Genomic DNA, 19020 nt, shown 5'->3' on the forward strand with positions numbered 1-19020 from the left:
GGCGGTGTTCAAGCCTCATATAGGAGGGCTCAGGCCATTTCCTTCATCAGGCGTCGACGTTCAACCGATGACGGGATGCGCATGGCCTCGCGATATTTGGCGACCGTACGGCGGGCGATGTCGACGCCAGCGGCCTTCAAGATCTCCACGATGCGGTCATCCGAATGGACGTCCGCCTCGGTCTTCTCCGCATCGACCAGGCCCTTGATCTTGTGCCGGACGCTGGCGGCGGAATGGGCCTCGCCCCCTTCCGAGGACTGAATGGCCGAGGTGAAGAAGAATTTCAGCTCGAACACGCCGCGGGGCGTAGCGATGTACTTGTTCGAGGTGACGCGGCTGACGGTGCTCTCGTGCATGCCGATCGCGTCGGCGACCGTCTTCAGGTTCAGAGGGCGCAGGTGTTCGACACCATAGGCCAGGAAGCCGTCCTGCTGGCGCACGATCTCGCTGGAGACTTTCAGGATCGTCTTGGCGCGCTGATCCAGGCTCTTCACTAGCCAGTTCGCCGACGCCATGCAGTCGGCGACGAACGTTTTCTCCTGGTCGCTGCGCGCGCCCTTGGCGACACGGGCGTGATAGCGCTGGTCGACCAGCACGCGCGGCAGGGTGTCGGTGTTCAGCTCGACATGCCACATGCCGCCCAGACCCTCGCGGACCATAACGTCGGGCACCAGGGTCTCGGCCGGCTCGCTGTGATAGGCCGCGCCGGGACGAGGATTGAGCGCTCGGACCTCGGCGATCATCTCGCGCAGGTCCTCGTCGTCGACGCCGCACACCCGCCGCAGACCCGCCAGGTCGCGCTTGGCCAGCAGCTCGAGGTGGTCGAGCATCGCCGCCATGGCCGGGTCGTAGCGGTTCAGGTCCTTCAGTTGCAGCGCCAGGCACTCGCGGACGTCGCGGGCGAAGACTCCAGCCGGCTCGAAGCCTTGAAGAACGGTGAGAACCCCCTCGACCATATCCAGCGGGCAGCCGAGGCGAGCGGCCAGCTCGATCACGTCGAGGCGCAGGTACCCGCCCTCGTCCACCGCGTCGATCAGGATCTCGGCGATGGCGTTGTGGGCCGGCGACAGGGCCGCTTGCACGAGCTGCGCCCGCAGGTGGGACGAAAGGGTCGGAACGTCGACCAGAACGCTCTCATAGCCCTCGTCGCCGTCAAAGGATCCGCCGGAGCCGGCGCGCGACCAGTCGATTTGACCGCCGGCATGCTCAGCCTCCGCGCCGTCGCCGGTGGCGCGCTCGCCCGGTGAGACATCCTCGGCGGGCGCGTCCATCTCATGCCCGGCGGCCGTGTCGGCCACGACGTCGACTTGGGTCAGGCTGGGGTCGCGCTCCACCGCCCCGTCGGAGGCGGGCTCGGCCTCGCCTTCATCGCGCAGCAATAGCGGATTGCGTTCGAGCTCGGCCTCGACGAAGGCGTCGAGCTCGATGTTCGACAGCTGCAGCAGCTTGATCGCCTGCTGCAGCTGGGGGGTGATGACGAGGCCCTGGCCTTGCCGGAGCTCAAGTCTGTGGCTGAGCGCCAATGCGCCCTCCTGACGAACGAACCAATCTCGACCGTCATTGAAGGGCTGGTTTGGTTAACGGCTTGCGAACGCCTGCAAATATCGGGCCGGTGCGACCTTCCGCCTCGGGAAAATATCATGCCAGAGGGTAAGGCTCTGCTTTGAAAGAGCTTCTTACGCTCAAAGGACCCCTTGAGAGGCCATTTTGGACGCTCGAGGCTTCTATCAGGCGCCCAACCTGGGTTCGGAGAAGCTGTCGCCCAGATAGACCCGCTTAACTTCCGGGTTATCGACGATCTCACGCGGCGAGCCTTCGAACAGCACCTCGCCCGCGTGGATGATCGAGGCCCGGTCGATGATGTCGAGCGTCTCGCGCACGTTGTGGTCGGTGATCAGGATGCCGATCCCACGGCTTTTCAGATAGCCGATCACCTCGCGGATGTCGGCGATCGCCAGGGGGTCGATACCGGCGAACGGCTCGTCCAGCAGCATGAACGACGGCTCGCTGGCCAAGGCCCGGGCGATTTCGACGCGACGACGCTCGCCGCCCGACAGCGCGACGGCCGGCGACTTGCGGATATGGGTGATGCGCAGCTCTTCCAGAATGCTGGTCACCTGCTCACGCGCCTTGCGGGCGTCCTTCTGGCGCATCTCGACCACCGCCATGACGTTCTGCTCGACCGTCATGCCGCGGAAGATCGAGGCTTCCTGCGGCAGATAGCCCACGCCCAGGCGGGCGCGCTGGAACATCGGCTGGGCGGTGATGTTCTCGCCGTCCAGATAGATCGCGCCATAGTCGGCGGCGATCAGGCCCGTGACCATGTAGAAGCAGGTCGTCTTGCCGGCGCCGTTCGGACCCAGCAGGCCCGCGACTTCACCGCGCTTGAGGCGCAGGGAGACGTTCTTGACGACGGGACGGTCGCCGAACGACTTGCCAACGGAATCGACGAAGAGGCCGTCCATCTCGGCGGAGGTCAGGGTCATGAAACGATCCTAGCGCTGGGCCGGCTGGTCGGACGCGGCGGGCGCGTCAGTCTTCTTGCTGTCGTCCTGATAGAACACCGCGCGGACCCGACGCGGAGCGCTGCGCCCCTTGGCGCTGGACTCCAGCTTGGCGTCGTTGGTCTTGGTGTTGACCGTCAGGCGGTCGCCCCGCGCCACGTCCTTGCCCTTGGTCAGGATGACGTCACCGGTCAGGACCGCGATGTTGTCGCTGAACGTGTAGACCGCGCGGTCGCCGCGAGCCTTCTGGTTCTCGCTGACGACATAAACGTCGCCCTCGGCTTCCAGGCGCTGGGCGTTGCCGCAACCGTTCTCGGAGCCCGCGCGCTTGGCGCTGTACACCGTCACCTGCTGAGCGCGCATCCGCGAGCGGTCCTGCAGGATCTCGACGTTGCCGCGGAAGATGGTGATGCACTTGCTGTTGATCGTTTCCTGCTGATCAGCGGACACGTCGATCGGCGCGCTCGAGTCGCCTTGTTGGGCATGAGCCGCAACGGCTCCAAACCCAGACAGGACCAACGCGGTCGCCGCAGCAGCCGTCCATCGCTTCATCAGAACCATGTCCTCATCCGTCGCGGCCGCGTCAGCGAACCTGCGCCATTTACGTTCTTTACTGCCGTTCTAGCCGCGCGCGAACCCCGCCCCGGAAAACGATGCGGTCGCCCTTGTCATATACGGAGTAGGCGCGCGATTGCACCTGTCCGCTGGGCCCTTCGCCGTTAAGCGTGCTTTCGCCGGTCACATCGCCCGTGCGCGTATCGACGAAAGATTCCTCCGAGGCGAAGCGATAGCCCGTGCCATCGTCCAGCCGCACATCGTCCTTCAGGGTCAGTCCGAAGTCATCCTGACGATAAACGCCGCTCTTGGCGGTCATTCGCGTGGGCGTCGGGGATCCGAGATCCAGGGTCAGGGCCGGCTCATCCAGCAGGATCCGTCGCGGATCGGCGTCGTCGCGTATGGCCGAGCGCGCGGTGATCATGAAGCTGCGGCCGTCCGTCGACTGGCCGTAGAAGCGCGGCGTGATCAGGCGGATTTCGGTCTTGGCCTCGACGGGCGGATGGGTGGCCGCCATGTAGGTGCGCCAACCGACCTGCGAAACCACCACCAGCAATAGAGCCCCAATCGCGATCGGCAGGATGATGCGCGCCATCAGTACGCGGCGCGAGCGGCGGCGCCAGCGCGCGAGATCGGCGCTGATGGCTCGTCCGGTCATGACCGCGGCTGGCTGCATCGTCCGTCCGTCAGCTGTGCGCGAAGATGTCGACGTCCTCCCAACCGGCCAGATCGAGCGAAGCGCGGTGGGGAAGATAATCGAAGGCGGCCTGGGCCAGGGCCATGCGGCCCTCGCGCTCGAGCATGGCGTTGAGCTTCTCGCGCAACGCATGCAGGTGCAGCACGTCCGAGGCCGCATAGGCGACCTGGTCGGCGCTCAGCGAGGGCGAGCCCCAGTCCGAAGACTGCTGCGCCTTCGAAAGCTCCACGCCCAGCAGTTCGCGCGTCACGTCCTTCAGGCCGTGGCGATCGGTGTAGGTGCGGGCCAGCTTCGAGGCGATCTTGGTGCAATAGACAGGCGCGGTCACGACTCCCAGATGGAGTTCGAACATGGCGATATCAAAGCGGCCGAAGTGAAAAAGCTTCAGGACGGTCGGATCGGTCAGCAGGGCCTTCAGATTCGGACAGTCGTAACCCGGCCGACTCAGGCGCACGACATGGGCGTCGCCGTCGCCGGACGACAGTTGCACCACGCATAGAGGGTCACGCCCCAGGCGCAGGCCCATGGTCTCCGAATCAATCGCGACGATGCTCGCGCCCGCGAACACGCCATTGGGCAGGTCGCCCTCGTGAACGAAATTGGCCAAGTCTCAGAAATCTCCGGCGAGAGCCGCGCGCGCGACGCGTTCGACCACGCGCCCGACATAGGCGCGCGTTACATATACTCACGATGAATGGGATATCTATCCGCCCAGATTTTCGATTATGGGAGGATTTTGGCGCCACCCCTCGCTTCTCTGAAGAAGCTGAACAAGGGGTGGTGCCCAGGAGAGGACTCGAACCTCCACGACCTTTCGGTCACTGGCACCTGAAGCCAGCGCGTCTACCAATTCCGCCACCTGGGCCCGCGGTAGCAACCGGTTAGGTCGCCGCGAGGCCGGGACGTTTAGGGAAAGCGTTCGGCCGCGTCAACAGCGAAAAAACGACAAATCGTGATTTCGTTGCGTCGCCGCGCTCGGTCGTCTAATTCCCGCGTCATCGCATGCGACGAGGAATGAAGATGCAGGGTCTTGTCACGGTGTTCGGCGGCTCCGGTTTTGTGGGCGGCCAGGTCGTGCGGGCGCTCGCCAAGGCGGGCTACCGGGTGCGGGTGGCCGTGCGCCAGCCGAACCTCGCCTATCGCATGCGCATGCTGGGCGATGTCGGCCAGATCGAGGTGGTCCAGGCCAATGTCCGCGTGCCGAGCTCGGTGGCGCGCGCGCTGGACGGCGCCGAGGCCTGCGTGAACCTGGTGGGCGTGCTCTGGGAGAGCGGCCGCCAGAAGTTCCAGTCGGTCCACGCCATGGGCGCGCGCAATGTCGCCGAAGCCGCCGCCAAGGCCGGGGTGAAGCGCTTGGTCCACGTCAGCGCGATCGGGGCGGACATCAACGCCGCGGCCAAGTACGCCCGCTCGAAGGGCGAGGGCGAAGCCATCGTCCGCGCCGCCTTCTCGGGCGCGACGATCGTGCGCCCCTCGATCGTGTTCGGCCCCGAGGACGATTTCTTCAACCGCTTCGCCCAGATGGCCGCCCTGGCGCCGGTGATGCCGCTGGTCGGCGGCGACACGAAGTTCCAGCCGGTGTTTGTCGGCGACGTGGCCGCGGTGATCGCCAAGGCCGTAGCCAGCCCGGCCGCCGTCGGCGTGACCTATGAGCTGGGCGGTCCGACCGTCTACACGATGCGCGAGATCCTCGAGCTGATCCTGACCGAGACGGGCCGCAATCGTCCGCTGCTCCCCGTGCCGTGGCCGCTAGCCGGCCTGATCGGAACGCTGGGCGACCTGCAAGCCTCGATCCTGCCGCTGGCCCCGCCGCTGACGACGGATCAGGTCGAGATGCTGAAGAACGACAACGTCGCCGCCCACGGCCTGCCGGGCCTCGCCGAGGCCGGCGTCGCCGCGACCGCCGTCGAAGCCGTGGTCCCGACCTATCTCTATCGCTATCGCAAGGGCGGCCAGTACGCCGAGACCCCGGCGGGCGCGTTCTAGACTCTAAGGCCGAGACAAAAGAAAGGGCGGGCGCCGCGCGGCGCCCGCCCTTTTTGTTTCCGGAAAAGCCTGCCCTAGTGGCGCAGGTAAAGCACCGCCAGGCCGCCCAGGCCGACGACGATCCGCCACCAGGCGAAGGGCGCGAAGCCCCGCTTGCCGACGAAGTCCAGCATGTACTTCACGACCACCAGGCCCGATAGGAACGAGACGACGAAGCCGATGGCGACGATGCTGACGTGGCCGGCGTCCAGAGCGTCGCGGTTCTTGTAGACGTCGAGGACGAAGGCCCCGACCATGATCGGGATCGCCATGAAGAAGCTGAATTCGGCGGCCGCGCGCCGTTCGATGCCGAACAGCATCGACCCGACGATCGTCGAGCCCGAGCGCGACACGCCTGGCACAAGCGACAGGCACTGGAAGAGGCCCACGATCAGCGCCTTGTGCAGCGGAAGCGCCATGGCGTCGTGATCGACGGCCGGCGGGGCCTTCTTGTCGATGACCAGCAGGATCACCCCGCCGATCAGCAGCGACCAGCAGATCAGCAAGGGGCTCTCGAACAGCAGCGTCTTGATCACGTCGTGCAGCAGCAGACCCGCCGCGAAGGCCGGGATGACCGCGATGATGACGCTGAGCGCGAACCGCCGCGCTTCGGGTCGGGTCGGCAGGCCGATGACCACGTTCCAGAGCCTTTGGAAGTAGAGCGCCACGACCGCCAGGATCGCGCCTAGCTGGATCAGGACGATGAAGGTGTCCCAGGACGGATCCTTCAGCCCCATGGCCGTCTTGGTCAGCAGCAGATGGCCGGTCGACGAGACGGGAATGAACTCCGTCAGGCCTTCGACCAGACCCAGGATAATGGCGCTCAACCAGTCAGGCATGCTTCGGCTCCAAGTAAGCGTCCGGCGTGCGCCCGACACGGTAAACAGGTCGTAAATCCACAAAGTAGACTATTTTTCAGGTCAGATGCGACTTGGTCTCAAAATCCCCACCTTCCCCAGGGATATATAAGTCTATATTTTTGACCAACACATTCTTATTGCCCTAAAGAGTCCGTAAGACGCCCGCCAGAGCAATTTTTCTCCCGCCAGGGATGACGAGGGAAGTCGCATGGCCGAGCGCATGCTGAAATTCATCACGGTGCCCCGCAAGACGCCCGAAAAGCGCGCGGCCGCCGAACGTTCCGGCGACTTCCACGAGATCTACGCCGACTTCATCGACGCCAAGGCGACTGAGCAGGCCTCGCGCTGCTCGCAGTGCGGCGTGCCCTTCTGTCAGACCCACTGCCCCCTGCACAACAACATCCCCGACTGGCTGCGGATGACGGCCGAGGGCCGCCTGGAAGAAGCCTACGCCCTGTCGCAGGCGACCAATTCCATGCCGGAAGTCTGCGGCAGGATTTGCCCGCAAGATCGCCTGTGCGAAGGCAACTGCGTGATAGAGCAGTCGGGTCACGGCACCGTGACGATCGGCTCGGTCGAGCGCTACCTGACCGACAAGGCCTGGGAGAACGGCTGGGTGAAGCCGCTCGCGGCCGGCGAGCCGCGCGGCCGGTCGGTCGGCGTGATCGGCGCGGGCCCCGCGGGCCTGGCTGCGGCCGAGAAGCTGCGCGAAGCCGGCTACGATGTCACCGTCTATGACCGCCACGACCGCGCCGGCGGCCTGCTGATCTACGGCATCCCCGGCTTCAAGCTGGAGAAGGACGTCGTCGAGCGCCGCACGAAGCGCCTGGCCGATGGCGGTGTCGTGTTCAAGCTGGGCTTCGAGGTCGGCAAGGACGCCACCCTGGAAGAGCTGCGCGAGAAGCACGACGCGGTGCTGATCGCCGTCGGCGTCTACGCCGCGCGCGACCTGACCGTGCCCGGCGGCGGCAGCAAAGGCGTCGTGCCCGCGCTGGACTACCTCATCACCTCCAACCGGCTGTCGCTGGGCGACAGCGTGCCGGCCTACGACTCCGGCGAGCTGAACGCCGAGGGCAAGGACGTCGTCGTGGTCGGCGGTGGCGACACCGCCATGGACTGCGTGCGCACGGCCATCCGTCAGGGCGCGGCCTCGGTCACCTGCCTCTATCGCCGCGACAAGGCCAACATGCCCGGCTCGATGCGCGAAGTGGCCAACGCCGAGGAAGAAGGCGTCACCTTCGAATGGCTGGCCGCCCCGCGCGCCCTGTCGGGCGAGGCCGAGGCCGTCACGGGCGTGCGCGCCATCCGCATGCGCCTGGGCGCGCCGGACGCCTCGGGCCGCCAGAGCCCTGAGGAAATCCCCGGCGGCGACTTCGATCGCCCGGCCCAGCTGGTCGTGAAGGCCTTGGGCTTCGAGCCCGAGAACCTGCCCGAACTGTGGTCGGCGCCGGACCTCAAGGTGACCCGCTGGGGCACCGTGAAGGCCGACGTCCGCAACCAGATGACCAATCTCGACGGCGTGTTCGCCGCCGGCGACATCGTGCGCGGCGCCTCGCTGGTCGTCTGGGCGATCAAGGACGGCCGCGACGCCGCAGACGCCATCCACCGCTACCTGCAGGCCAAGGTCGGCGCGCCCGCGCTGATCGCGGCGGAATAAGAGAGAGGAACCAAGACCATGACCGCGATGGACCTCTATCTGAAGAACCGCCAGACCCTGATCGACGGCCACGCCTATGATCCGTCGACCGAGCGCGACGCCTGCGGCGTGGGCCTGGTCTGCGCCATCGACGGCCAGCCGCGTCGCGAGGTCGTCGAGCTGGCGATCAAGGCCCTGAAGGCCCTCTGGCACCGGGGCGCGGTCGACGCCGACGGCAAGACCGGCGACGGCGCGGGCATCCTGGTCAGCGTCCCGCAGGACTTCTTCGTCGATCAGGTGCGCCGCACCGGCCACGCCCTGCGTCCGGGGCCGATCGCCGTCGGCCAAGTGTTCCTGCCGCGCACAGACCTGGGCGCCCAGGAGACCTGCCGCACGATCGTCGAGGCGGAAGCCCTGCGCTTCGGCTTCTACATCTACGGCTGGCGCCAGGTGCCGGTGAACACCGCCGTGATCGGCGAGAAGGCCAACGCCACGCGTCCGGAAATCGAGCAAATCATGCTGGCCGGTCCGGCCGGCCTTGAAGGCGAGGCGCTGGAACGCGCCCTGTTCCTGTGCCGCAAGCGCATCGAAAAGCGCGTCCACAGCCAGAACATCACCGACTTCTACATCTGCTCGTTCTCAGCCAAGTCCTTGATCTACAAGGGCATGTTCCTGGCCGAACACATCGACGAGTTCTATCCCGACCTGAAGGACGAACGCTTCGCCGCGGCGGTGGCGATCTTCCACCAGCGCTACTCGACCAACACCTTCCCGCAGTGGCGCCTGGCCCAGCCCTTCCGAATGCTCGCCCACAACGGCGAGATCAACACGATCAAGGGCAACATCAACTGGATGAAGTCCCACGAGATCAAGATGGCCGCCCAGGCCTTCGGCGAGTTCGGGGACGACGTGAAGCCGGTGATCCAGCCGGGCGGCTCCGACAGCGCCAACCTCGACAACACCTTCGAGGTGCTGGTGCGCGCCGGCCGCGACGCGCCGATGGCCAAGGCCCTGCTGGTGCCCGAGGCCTCCAACCCGAAGATGAAGGACGCCCACAAGGCGCTCTATTCCTACTGCAACGCCGTGATGGAGCCGTGGGACGGTCCGGCCGCCCTGTGCGCCACCGACGGCCGCTGGGTCGTGGCCGGCAAGGACCGCTCGGGCCTGCGCCCGCTGCGCGTGGCCTATACCGACGATGGCCTGGTGATCATGGGCTCGGAAGCCGGCATGTGCGGCGTCGAGGAAAGCCGCATCACCCGCAAGCTGGCGATCTCGCCGGGCCGGATGATCGCCATCGACCTGGCCGAGGGCCGCCTCTACGGCGAGGACGAGATCATCGACGAACTGGCCGGCCGCCACCCCTACACCGAGTGGCTGGGCAACATGGTCGATCTCGAGAAGGAGATCGGCCCCGGCCCCGAGCCGCGCAAGTACGGCCGCGAGGAGCTGACCCGTCGCCAGGCCGCCGCCGGCTATAGCCTGGAAGACCTGGAGATGATCCTCGCCCCCATGGTCGAGGAGGGCAAGGAAGCCGTCGGCTCGATGGGCGACGACACGCCGCTGGCGGTGCTGTCGGAGAAGTACCGTCCACTCAGCCACTATTTCCGCCAGAACTTCAGCCAGGTGACCAACCCGCCGATCGACCCCCTGCGGGAGACCGGCGTCATGAGCCTGAAGACCCGCTTCAAGAACCTCGGCAACATCCTCGCCCAGGACGCGGCCCAGGCGGACGTCTACGTGCTGGAAAGCCCCGTGCTGACCACCGGCATGTACGAGCGCGTCCATGCGCTGCTCGGCGAGAAGAACGTCGCGGTCATCGACTGCACCATGCCGCTGCCGGCCGCCGAGGCCCGCGCCGGCGACGCCCTGCGCGCCAACCTCGACCGCATCCGCGCCGAAGCCGAGGACGCCGTCCTGCGCGGCTGCGGCGCCATCGTGCTGACCGACGAGAACAGCGCCGCCGACCGCGTGGCGCTGCCGATGATCCTGGCCACCGGCGGCGTCCACGCTCACCTGGTCGCCAAGGGCCTGCGCTCGTACGTCTCGATCATCGTCCGCTCGGCCGAGTGCCTGGACACGCACTATTTCGCGGTGCTGGTCGGCGTCGGCGCCACGGCCGTGAACGCTTACCTGGCCCAGGAAAGCTTCCAGGACCGCCTGGAGCGGGGCCTGGTCGGCGAAAAGACGCTGCGTGACGTCTGCATCAACTTCAAGACGGCCATCGAGGGCGGCCTGCTGAAGATCATCTCCAAGATGGGCATCAGCGTCATCTCCTCGTACCGCGGCGGCTACAACTTCGAAGCCGTCGGCCTGTCGCGGGCCCTGGCCGCCGAGTTCTTCCCCGGCATGCCCTCGCGCATCTCGGGCATCGGCCTAGCCGGCATCGAAAGCAAGGCGGTGGAGCTGCATCGCAAGGCCTGGGGGACGCCCGCCGTCACCCTGCCGGTCGGCGGTCTCTACAAGGCCCGTCGCTCGGGCGAGGCCCACGCCTTCGAAGCCCGCCTGATGCACACCCTGCAGACGGCCTGCGACACCGGCGACTACGAGCTCTATCGCCGCTGGTCCAACGGCCTGCGGACCCAGAAGCCGATCCAGCTGCGCGACCTCCTGGACTGGCGCTCGGACCGCAACCCGATCTCGACCGACGACGTCGAGAGCGTGAACGAGATCCGCAAGCGCTTCGTCACGCCCGGCATGAGCCTGGGGGCCCTCAGCCCCGAGGCCCACGGCGCCCTGAACATCGCCATGAACCGCATCGGCGCCCGCTCGGTCTCGGGCGAGGGCGGCGAGGACAGCGCGCGCTACAAACCGCTGCCCAACGGCGACAACCCCAACAGCGCCATCAAGCAGGTGGCGTCAGGCCGCTTCGGCGTCACGGCCGAGTACCTGAACCAGTGCGTCGAGCTGGAGATCAAGGTCGCCCAGGGCGCCAAGCCCGGCGAGGGCGGCCAACTGCCCGGCTTCAAGGTCACCGAGATGATCGCCCGCCTGCGTCACTCGACGCCGGGCGTGATGCTGATCAGCCCGCCGCCGCACCACGACATCTACTCGATCGAGGACCTGGCCCAGCTCATCTACGACCTGAAGCAGATCAACCCGATCGCCCGGGTCACGGTGAAGCTGGTGGCCGCCACCGGCATCGGCGCGATCGCGGCCGGCGTCGCCAAGGCGAAAGCGGACGTGATCCTGGTCGCCGGCGGCGTCGGCGGCACCGGCGCCTCACCCCAGACCTCGGTGAAGTACGCCGGCGGTCCTTGGGAGATGGGCCTGTCGGAAGCCAACCAGGTGCTGACCCTGAACAACCTGCGCCACTCCGTCGTCCTGCGGGCCGACGGCGGCATGCGCACCGGCCGCGACATCGTCATCGCCGCCATGATGGGCGCCGAGGAGTTCGGCATCGGCACCGCCTCGCTGGTGGCCATGGGCTGCATCATGGTGCGCCAGTGCCACTCGAACACCTGCCCGGTCGGCGTCTGCACCCAGGACGAGGCCCTGCGCGCCAAGTTCACCGGCACGCCGGACAAGGTCATCAACCTGTTCACGTTCATCGCCGAAGAGGTGCGCGAGATCCTGGCCGGCCTGGGCTTCAAGAGCCTGCAGGAAATCGTCGGCCGCACGGACCTGCTCGCCCAGGTGAGCCGCGGCGGCGAGCACCTCGACGACCTCGACCTCAACCCGCTGCTGGTCCGCGCCGATCCAGGCGCGAACAAGCCGTACTGCACGGTCGAGGGCCGCAACGCGGTGCCGGACACGCTGGACGCCCAGATTGTCCGCGACGCCGCCCCGCTGCTGGAGCGTGGCGAGAAGATGCAGCTGACCTACACGGTCCGCAGCACCGCTCGCACCATCGGCACGCGCACCTCCAGCCACATCGTCCGCAAGTTCGGCATGAAGGGCCTGCCCTCGGGCCACCTGACGGTCCAGCTCAAGGGCTCGGCCGGCCAGAGCCTGGGCGCCTTCGCCGTCCAGGGCCTGCGCATCGAGCTGACCGGCGAGGCCAACGACTATGTCGGCAAGGGCCTGTCGGGCGCGACGATCGTGATCAAGCCCGCACGCGGCCTCGCGGCGCCGGAGACCAACGCCCTGATCGGCAACACCGTGCTGTTCGGCGCCACTTCGGGCCGGCTGTTCGCGGCGGGTCAGGCCGGTGAGCGCTTCGCGGTCCGTAACTCGGGCGCCGTCACGGTGGTCGAGGGCTGCGGCGCCAACGGCTGCGAGTATATGACTGGCGGCCAGGTGGTGATCCTGGGCCCGACGGGGAACAACTTCGGGGCCGGCATGACCGGCGGCATGGCCTTCGTGCTCGACCAGCACGATCGCTTCCAGGCCAACATCAACCCGGACAGCATCCTCGTTCAGCGCCTGGCCTCGCCCTATTGGGAAGGCGTGCTGCGCTCGCTGATCGCCGAGCACGCCCGCGAGACCGACTCGGTGTTCGCCGCGACCCTGCTGCGCGACTGGGACCGCGTCCGCGACCAGTTCTGGCAGGTCTGCCCGAAAGAGATGGTCAATCGCCTACCCCAGCCTCTGGCGGCGGAAGAGGCGGTTCACCAACGCGCCTGATCGTTGAAGACTTGAAGACCCGAGCCGCCGCGAGAGTCTGATCGCTCTCGCGGCGGTTCTCGTTTCAGCGCGGCGCGCGAAGCCCGGCGGCTTCCAGCGTCTTCAAGCCTTCGAGGGTGCGGGCGAACGGCGCCTGGGAGATGGTCACTGATCCCGCGCGGGGCCGGTCGAGATCGATGATCAGCGTGACCGCCAGGGAGACCAGGATAAACAGCGCCAGCGACGCCACCATGTGCCGCCGCCCCGCCGAGGCCATCCCGTAGCCCAGCATCGCCGCCGCGACCAAGGCGTAGACAATCAGGGAACGGAGGATGGCGTCCGGCACGTGGGCCTCCAGCGCCGCCTGGCGTGAGGCGGCCAAATCGAACAGCTCATTGGTGGTCTGCAGAATCGGCGGATTGATCGTGGCGGTCGGTGCCGCGCGCAGGGCCGGAATCAGATCCGCCCAGAGCCGCGCCTGCAGAGCGTCGGTTTCGGCGCTGGCGGCGGCCAGCTTGCGCGCGTCCTCGCCCGCCGAGAAGAAATCTTGTCGCGCCTGGCCATAGGCCACGACGCCCTGGCTCAGCCGGCCGCGGTACGGCTCGTCCAGCGCCTGGACCCGCAGATAGGTGGTCGACAGCGCGTTGGCCTCGGCCAGGACCAGCGCCCGGCGCGCCTCGTAGCGATCGGACGCCATCGAGAAGGTGAAGGCGATCAGCAGGCCCAGCAGCGCCAGCGCCGCCGACAGCAGGTGCCCAGCGCCCGCGGTCTCATCGCGCGCGCCTATGCGCTGACCGCTGCGGTAGCCGATTTCCTGCGACAGCAGGAGAGCGGCGGCCAAGGCCGCTCCCAAAAACGGCAGCGGCAAGGCGGACAGGTTGAGCATAACGACCTCCGACCCATGTTGTGCGAACTACAGGTCAAGCTTGAGCATCTGGCAAGCGCTGGCCGACGTAGCTAGGTCCTTGCGTACGGAGCGTTGAACCCGCGTTATGCGGCGAGCTGAACGAACGGAGCCGTCCGACATTCCATGTCCATGCGCGCCTTCGCCCACCTGCTCGACCGGCTGTCCCTGACCAGTTCGCGCAACGCCAAGCTGACCCTGATCGAGGACCATCTGCGCCAGACGCCAGACCCGGATCGCGGCTACGCCCTGGCGGCGCTGACGGGGGCGCTGTCGTTCAACGCCGCCAAGCCGACCTTCATCCGCAAGGCCGTCGAGGCTCGGATGGACGCCCAGCTGTTCGGCTGGTCCTACGACTATGTCGGCGACCTGGCCGAAACCGTGGCCCTGGTCTGGCCCGCGAAACCGGGGGCCAACCGTCCGCCGGAGCTCTCCGAGGTGATCGACGCCCTGCACTCTGCGTCTCGCGCCCAGGTCCAGCGGCTGATCGAGGGCTGGCTCGACGCTCTGGATCCGGACGGCCGCTGGGCGCTGCTCAAGCTGATGACGGGCGGCCTGCGGGTCGGCGTCTCCTCGCGGCTCGCCAAGCAGGCTTGCGCCAATTTCGGCGGCGTCGAGATCGGCGAGATCGAGGAGGTCTGGCACGCGATGGAGCCGCCCTATGGCGACCTCTTCGCCTGGCTGGAAGGGCGCTCGGAACGGCCCTCGCCCGACGCCCCCGGTCGCTTCCGGCCGGTGATGCTGGCCCAGCCGATCGACGAGGCCGTCGATTTCGCCAAGCTCGACCCGGCCGACTATGTCGCCGAATGGAAGTGGGACGGCATTCGCGTCCAGGCGGTCAGCGAACGGGGCGAGCGCAGGCTCTACACCCGCACCGGCGACGACATCTCGGCCAGTTTCCCCGATGTGCTCGACGCTCTCGACTTCGAAGGTGCGATCGACGGCGAGTTGCTGGTGCTGCGCGACGGCGCTCTCGCGCCATTCGGCGACCTGCAGCAGCGTCTGAACCGCAAGACCGTGGACAGCAAGCAACTGGCGAACTTTCCAGCCGGAATTAGGGCCTACGACCTGCTGCTGGACGGCGAAGAGGACCTTCGCGCCCTGCCCTTCGTCGAGCGGCGCGCCCGGCTGGAGGCCTTCGTCGGCCGGCTGAAGACCACACGGATCGACCTGTCTCCCCTCCAGCCGTTCGCGAGCTGGGAAGAACTGGCCGCCCTGCGCCTCGATCCGCCCGAAGGCGACGCGCGTCTCTCCGAAGGCCTGATGCTCAAGCGCCGCGACAGCGTGTACGAGCCCGGCCGTCCCAAGGGGCCATGGTTCAAATGGAAGCGCGACCCGCACCTGATCGACGCGGTGCTGATGTACGCCCAGCGCGGCCACGGCAAGCGCTCCAGCTTCTATTCCGACTACACCTTCGGCGTCTGGCGCGAGGACGAGGAGGGGCGGCGCAGCCTGACTCCCGTCGGCAAGGCCTATTTCGGCTTCACGGACGAGGAGCTGAAGCAGATCGACAAGTTCGTCCGCGACCACACGATCGAGCGCTTCGGCCCCGTGCGCTCGGTGCGGGCCGATCTCCAGTTCGGCCTGGTCTTCGAGGTCGCCTTCGAAGGCCTGCAACGCTCGACCCGGCATAAGTCGGGCGTCGCCATGCGCTTTCCGCGCATCAACCGCATCCGCTGGGACAAGCCGTCCCGCGAAGCCGACGAGCTCGCCACGCTGGAAGCCATGCTCGACTAGGCGTTGCGGCGCGAGCGCCTATATAGGCCGCCAAGCGTCGCCTCGACCCATAGCCCGGTCAGCCTTGGGCGTTCGCTGGGAGTCTCGCATGACCCAAGCTTCGGAAGCCGGCGGACTAAGCCGTGGCCTGACCCTCGCCATGGCGGCGGCCACCGGGATCGGCGTCGCCAACATCTACTACAACCAGCCAATGCTGGGTCTGATGCTGCGCGACGTTCCCAGCGGACTGACGGCGATGGTGCCGACCGCCACCCAGCTGGGCTACGCAGCGGGCCTGTTCCTGCTCGTGCCTCTAGGCGACCTGATCGAGCGCCGGCGGCTGATCGTGTTGCAGTTCCTGGCGCTGGCGGCGGCGCTCGTCGCGGCGGCCATCGCGCCGACGGCCGGCCTGATGATCGTCACCTCGCTTTTCGTGGGCGCGGCCTCGACCGTGGCCCAGCAGATCGTGCCGTTCGCCGCCCACCTGTCCTCGCCGGACCGTCGCGGAGCCACGGTCGGCGCGGTGATGGCTGGCCTGCTGTGCGGCATCCTGCTGAGCCGGACGCTGGCCGGCTTCGTCGCCGAGCACGCCGGCTGGCGTGCGATGTTCTGGCTTGGCGCGCCGATGGCCCTGGCCGCCGGCGGCTGGATGGCGCTGAAGTTGCCTCGCAGCCATCCGCAGGCTGGCCTATCGTATGGCGGCTTGCTGGCGTCGCTAGGACGGCTCTGGGGGGAATTCGGATCACTGCGCCTGGCCGTCGCCACTCAAGCTCTGCTTTTCGCCACCTTCACGGCTTTCTGGACCACCCTGGCCTTGCACCTGCAGGAGCCGCGCTTCCACCTCGGCGCCGACGTGGCGGGTCTGTTCGGCGTGATCGGCGCCGTGGGGATCCTGGCCGCGCCCCTGGCGGGCCGCATCGCCGACAAGCGGGGCCCGCGCCCGATCATCGCGCTTGGGGCGGGTCTGGCGCTGATCTCATGGCTGGTGTTCGGCCTGTGCAACGCCATTCCGGGCCTGATCGCCGGCGTCATCCTGCTGGACTTCGCGGTGCAGAGCGCCCTCGTCTCCAACCAGCACGTCGTCTACGCGCTGCGGCCCGAAGCCCGCTCGCGGATCAACACCGTCTTCATGGGCGGCATGTTCCTGGGCGGCGCGGCCGGCTCGGCGGCGGCGGCCTTCGCCTGGAAGAGCGCCGGATGGACCGGCGTCTGCGCCCTGGGCGTAGGCCTGACGGCGGCGGCGACCGTCCTTCAGCTGGTCAACCTGGCTCGCCGCCGCACGCTGAAGGCTGCCTAGGCTCCGAACGACCGGATCGCGTCGATGATCTTCTGCTGGTCGGCCTCGCCCAGATAGGGATGCATCGGCAGGGCCAGCACGGTCTCGGCCTTGGCTTCGGTGACCGGCAGGCCGCCCGCGCCGCGCGGGAAAGCGGCGTAGGGCGCCTGAACGTGCATCGGGACGGGGTAGTAAACCGCCGTCGGAACGCCGTGGGCCTTCAGGTGCGCGGCCAAGCCGTCGCGATCGCGATGCTCGATCACGTACTGGGCCCAGACCGACACCCCGCCCTCGATCACCGCGGGCGTCGAGATCACCGCGCCCTTCAGGCCCTCGGCGTAGCGGTTGGCCACAGCCTGGCGCAGCGCGATCTCCTCGGCGAAGATGGCCAGCTTCTCGATCAGGATCGCGGCCTGGATCGTATCCAGGCGCGAGTTCATGCCGATGCGGGTGTTCAGGTACTTGGGGTCGTGGTCGAAGGTCTTGCCCGCCAGATCAGGACCGACCGCCTTGCCGTGGACGCGGTAACTGTCCATCAGGTCCCATAGCGTGGCGTCGTTGGTCAGCACCGCGCCGCCGTCGCCGTAGCAGCCCAGCGGCTTGGCCGGGAAGAAGCTGGTAGTGGCCACATCGGCCCAGTGCAGCGGATGCTTGCCGTCCAGCGTGCAGCCGAAGCCCTGGGCGCTGTCGGCGATCAGCTTCAGGCCCTCGCGGTCGCAGATCGCCTTGATCGCCGGATAGTCGGCGGGCTGACCGAACAGGTCGACGGCGATGACCACCTTGGGCGTCAGCTTGCCCTCGGCCTTCACCCCGGCGATGGCGGCTTCAAGCTTGGCCGGATCGAGGTTGTAGGTGTCGGGCAGCACGTCCACGAACACCGGCGTGGCTCCGACCCACGGCACGACTTCCGGCGTCGCCGCGAAGGTGAAGGACGGACAGAACACCGCGTCGCCGGGGCCGATGTTCCACGCCATCAGCGGCAGGGCGATCGCGTCGGTGCCGTTCGCGCAGGACAGGGCCAGTTTGGCCTGGCCGAACTCCGCGAGCTTGGCCTCGAACTCCCGCACCTGCGGGCCCATGACATAGGCGCCGCTATCCAGCACCTTGGCGATGGCGGCGTCGATCTTGTCGCGGATCCGGCGTTGCTGCGCGCCGAGGTCGATGAAGGGCATGCTCATGGGCGGCGCTCTTAGTCTTCGTTCATGACGAATTCGAGCCAATTGATGTAACCGACTGTTTCCACTGGCTTGACCCGCCCCTCCGAAGCGGAACCATAGACCAGCCCTGCCGTTGACCTGGACGCGCGGGGGCGCCTATCGAGACCTTCATGCAGACCAAGCCTAGCCCGATCCCGGCCACCACGCCGCTGCCGTCGCTGATGAACGTCAAGGCGGACGAGACCATGTTCGGCCACTTCCTGGATTGGCTGGGCAAGCTGGCCGTCAATCTCGTGGTGGCCGGCCTGATCCTGGCGGTCACCTTCTGGGTCGCGGGCTGGGCGGCGCGGTTCATGCGACGGACGCTCAGCCGCGTACACCGGAGCGCGCCGGACCCCACGCTGGAAAGCTTCAGCGCCTCGCTGGCGCGCTATGCGGTGATCGCGGTCGGCCTTGTGGCCGTGCTGCAGCAGCTGGGCGTTCAGGCCACCTCGATCCTGGCGGTGCTGGGCGCGGCCTCTCTGGCGATCGGCCTGGCGCTGCAAGGGGCGCTGTCGAACGTGGCGGCGGGCGTGATGATCCTGCTGTTCCGGCCCTATCGCGTCGGCGACGTGATCGAGACCGCGACCCGCCAGGGCACGGTCAAGTCGCTGGATTTGCTGTTCACCGAGATCGCCACGCCGGACAACGTCAAGGTGATGATCCCCAACAGCAAGGTGTTCGGGGATGTGATCCTGAACTATTCGACCCACCGTCATCGCCGGGCCGATGTCCTGTTCAAGGTGCCGCTGAAGACCGACCTCATGATGGTGCTCAAGCGTCTGCGCGAGCGCGCCGAGAACGATCCTCGCATCCGCAAGGAGCCCGCGCCGATGATCGAGGTGACCGACCTTTCGGAGGTCTTCGCCCAGGCGGCGATCAGGGTCTGGACCTCCGCGGCCGACTTCGGTCCCGTGAAGACCGATCTGATGCTCTCGGCCCACCTGCTGGCCGAAGACCCCGAGCGCGTCGACCTGCCGGCCCCGCGCCCTTCCAGAGCCACAGACCCCTCTCCCGCCATGCCCGGCGAGGGCGAGCATCACCTGCTGGGCCTGATCAAGACGCGCCGGAAGCGGTCGACGCGGTCCGGGCCGCGCGAGGCTTAAGCG

Annotated in this window: 13 protein-coding genes, 1 tRNA gene and 1 pseudogene; 6 read left to right on the forward strand and 9 right to left on the reverse strand. The window is 67.5% G+C overall.

Annotated elements, in window-relative coordinates; all coding sequences use genetic code 11:
* Positions 1 to 29: 29 nt before the first annotated feature.
* The 6 genes and pseudogenes from rpoN to CSW60_RS10495 form a co-directional block, all read right to left on the reverse strand.
* On the reverse strand, positions 30 to 1523 hold the full coding sequence (rpoN, locus tag CSW60_RS10470) for an RNA polymerase factor sigma-54 (RefSeq protein ID WP_099537179.1): 1494 nt from the start codon (positions 1521 to 1523) through the stop codon (positions 30 to 32).
* Between the two features lie 204 nt (positions 1524 to 1727).
* Positions 1728 to 2486 carry an LPS export ABC transporter ATP-binding protein gene (gene lptB / locus CSW60_RS10475; protein ID WP_099537180.1) on the reverse strand — a complete coding sequence of 253 codons (759 nt, stop codon included), beginning with the start codon at positions 2484 to 2486 and terminating at the stop codon, positions 1728 to 1730.
* Positions 2487 to 2495: 9 nt separating this feature from the next.
* Entirely contained in the window at positions 2496 to 3056 is a 561-nt protein-coding gene (locus tag CSW60_RS10480; RefSeq protein ID WP_201723010.1) for an LptA/OstA family protein, read from the reverse strand.
* A gap of 58 nt (positions 3057 to 3114) precedes the next feature.
* Positions 3115 to 3779 (reverse strand): annotated as a pseudogene (gene lptC, locus CSW60_RS10485) (LPS export ABC transporter periplasmic protein LptC).
* Positions 3746 to 4363, reverse strand: coding sequence for a ribonuclease D (locus tag CSW60_RS10490; RefSeq protein ID WP_099537183.1), 618 nt, complete (start codon positions 4361 to 4363; stop codon positions 3746 to 3748). The pseudogene lptC and the gene CSW60_RS10490 overlap by 34 nt, the downstream one beginning before the upstream one ends.
* Positions 4364 to 4534: 171 nt before the next feature.
* Positions 4535 to 4621, reverse strand: a tRNA-Leu gene (locus tag CSW60_RS10495).
* A gap of 155 nt (positions 4622 to 4776) precedes the next feature.
* On the opposite strand from CSW60_RS10495, the gene CSW60_RS10500 reads away from it, so the two are divergent.
* On the forward strand, positions 4777 to 5742 hold the full coding sequence (locus CSW60_RS10500) for a complex I NDUFA9 subunit family protein (protein ID WP_099537647.1): 966 nt from the start codon (positions 4777 to 4779) through the stop codon (positions 5740 to 5742).
* Between the two features lie 74 nt (positions 5743 to 5816).
* Here CSW60_RS10500 and CSW60_RS10505 read toward each other — a convergent pair whose 3' ends face one another.
* Positions 5817 to 6620, reverse strand: coding sequence for an undecaprenyl-diphosphate phosphatase (locus CSW60_RS10505; protein ID WP_099537184.1), 804 nt, complete (start codon positions 6618 to 6620; stop codon positions 5817 to 5819).
* Positions 6621 to 6849: 229 nt separating this feature from the next.
* On the opposite strand from CSW60_RS10505, the gene CSW60_RS10510 reads away from it, so the two are divergent.
* Together CSW60_RS10510 and gltB are read left to right on the forward strand one after the other, a co-directional pair.
* The gene (locus CSW60_RS10510; RefSeq protein WP_099537185.1) at positions 6850 to 8298 is read left to right on the forward strand and encodes an NAD(P)-dependent oxidoreductase; all 1449 of its coding nucleotides are present in this window, start codon (positions 6850 to 6852) and stop codon (positions 8296 to 8298) included.
* An 18-nt stretch (positions 8299 to 8316) separates the two neighbouring features.
* A complete protein-coding gene (gene gltB / locus CSW60_RS10515) occupies positions 8317 to 12840 on the forward strand; it encodes a glutamate synthase large subunit (protein WP_099537186.1) in 4524 nt (1507 codons plus the stop codon).
* Between the two features lie 64 nt (positions 12841 to 12904).
* Here the strand turns inward: gltB and CSW60_RS10520 are convergent, their stop codons facing one another.
* On the reverse strand, positions 12905 to 13705 hold the full coding sequence (locus CSW60_RS10520; RefSeq protein WP_099537187.1) for a DUF4239 domain-containing protein: 801 nt from the start codon (positions 13703 to 13705) through the stop codon (positions 12905 to 12907).
* Positions 13706 to 13849: 144 nt separating this feature from the next.
* On the opposite strand from CSW60_RS10520, the gene CSW60_RS10525 reads away from it, so the two are divergent.
* Both CSW60_RS10525 and CSW60_RS10530 read left to right on the forward strand, forming a co-directional pair.
* Positions 13850 to 15460 carry a cisplatin damage response ATP-dependent DNA ligase gene (locus CSW60_RS10525; protein WP_099537188.1) on the forward strand — a complete coding sequence of 537 codons (1611 nt, stop codon included), beginning with the start codon at positions 13850 to 13852 and terminating at the stop codon, positions 15458 to 15460.
* A gap of 88 nt (positions 15461 to 15548) precedes the next feature.
* Positions 15549 to 16736 (forward strand): MFS transporter, encoded by a 1188-nt coding sequence (locus tag CSW60_RS10530; protein WP_099537189.1) that lies wholly within the window; start codon positions 15549 to 15551, stop codon positions 16734 to 16736.
* On the opposite strand, the gene CSW60_RS10535 is transcribed toward CSW60_RS10530, so the two are convergent.
* Positions 16733 to 17893, reverse strand: a complete 1161-nt coding sequence (locus CSW60_RS10535; RefSeq protein ID WP_099537190.1) for a DegT/DnrJ/EryC1/StrS aminotransferase family protein — start codon at positions 17891 to 17893, stop codon at positions 16733 to 16735. The two genes, CSW60_RS10530 and CSW60_RS10535, sit on opposite strands and share 4 nt — an antisense overlap.
* A gap of 149 nt (positions 17894 to 18042) precedes the next feature.
* On the opposite strand from CSW60_RS10535, the gene CSW60_RS10540 reads away from it, so the two are divergent.
* Positions 18043 to 19017 (forward strand): mechanosensitive ion channel family protein, encoded by a 975-nt coding sequence (locus CSW60_RS10540; protein WP_099537191.1) that lies wholly within the window; start codon positions 18043 to 18045, stop codon positions 19015 to 19017.
* Positions 19018 to 19020: the final 3 nt, after the last annotated feature.

This window comes from Caulobacter sp. X, from assembly GCF_002742635.1.
GTDB lineage: Bacteria > Pseudomonadota > Alphaproteobacteria > Caulobacterales > Caulobacteraceae > Caulobacter.

Bases quoted from the DNA above. Each gene is read 5' to 3' on its own strand.
- CSW60_RS10480 (WP_201723010.1), bottom strand. From the start codon at position 3,056: ATGAAGCGATGGACGGCTGCTGCGGCGACCGCGTTGGTCCTGTCTGGG.
- CSW60_RS10510 (WP_099537185.1), top strand. From the start codon at position 6,850: ATGGCCGAGCGCATGCTGAAATTCATCACGGTGCCCCGCAAGACGCCC.
- CSW60_RS10505 (WP_099537184.1), bottom strand. From the start codon at position 6,620: ATGCCTGACTGGTTGAGCGCCATTATCCTGGGTCTGGTCGAAGGCCTG.
- CSW60_RS10535 (WP_099537190.1), bottom strand. From the start codon at position 17,893: ATGAGCATGCCCTTCATCGACCTCGGCGCGCAGCAACGCCGGATCCGC.
- CSW60_RS10500 (WP_099537647.1), top strand. From the start codon at position 4,777: ATGCAGGGTCTTGTCACGGTGTTCGGCGGCTCCGGTTTTGTGGGCGGC.
- gltB (WP_099537186.1), top strand. From the start codon at position 8,317: ATGACCGCGATGGACCTCTATCTGAAGAACCGCCAGACCCTGATCGAC.
- CSW60_RS10540 (WP_099537191.1), top strand. From the start codon at position 18,043: ATGCAGACCAAGCCTAGCCCGATCCCGGCCACCACGCCGCTGCCGTCG.
- CSW60_RS10530 (WP_099537189.1), top strand. From the start codon at position 15,549: ATGACCCAAGCTTCGGAAGCCGGCGGACTAAGCCGTGGCCTGACCCTC.
- CSW60_RS10525 (WP_099537188.1), top strand. From the start codon at position 13,850: ATGTCCATGCGCGCCTTCGCCCACCTGCTCGACCGGCTGTCCCTGACC.
- CSW60_RS10520 (WP_099537187.1), bottom strand. From the start codon at position 13,705: ATGCTCAACCTGTCCGCCTTGCCGCTGCCGTTTTTGGGAGCGGCCTTG.
- lptB (WP_099537180.1), bottom strand. From the start codon at position 2,486: ATGACCCTGACCTCCGCCGAGATGGACGGCCTCTTCGTCGATTCCGTT.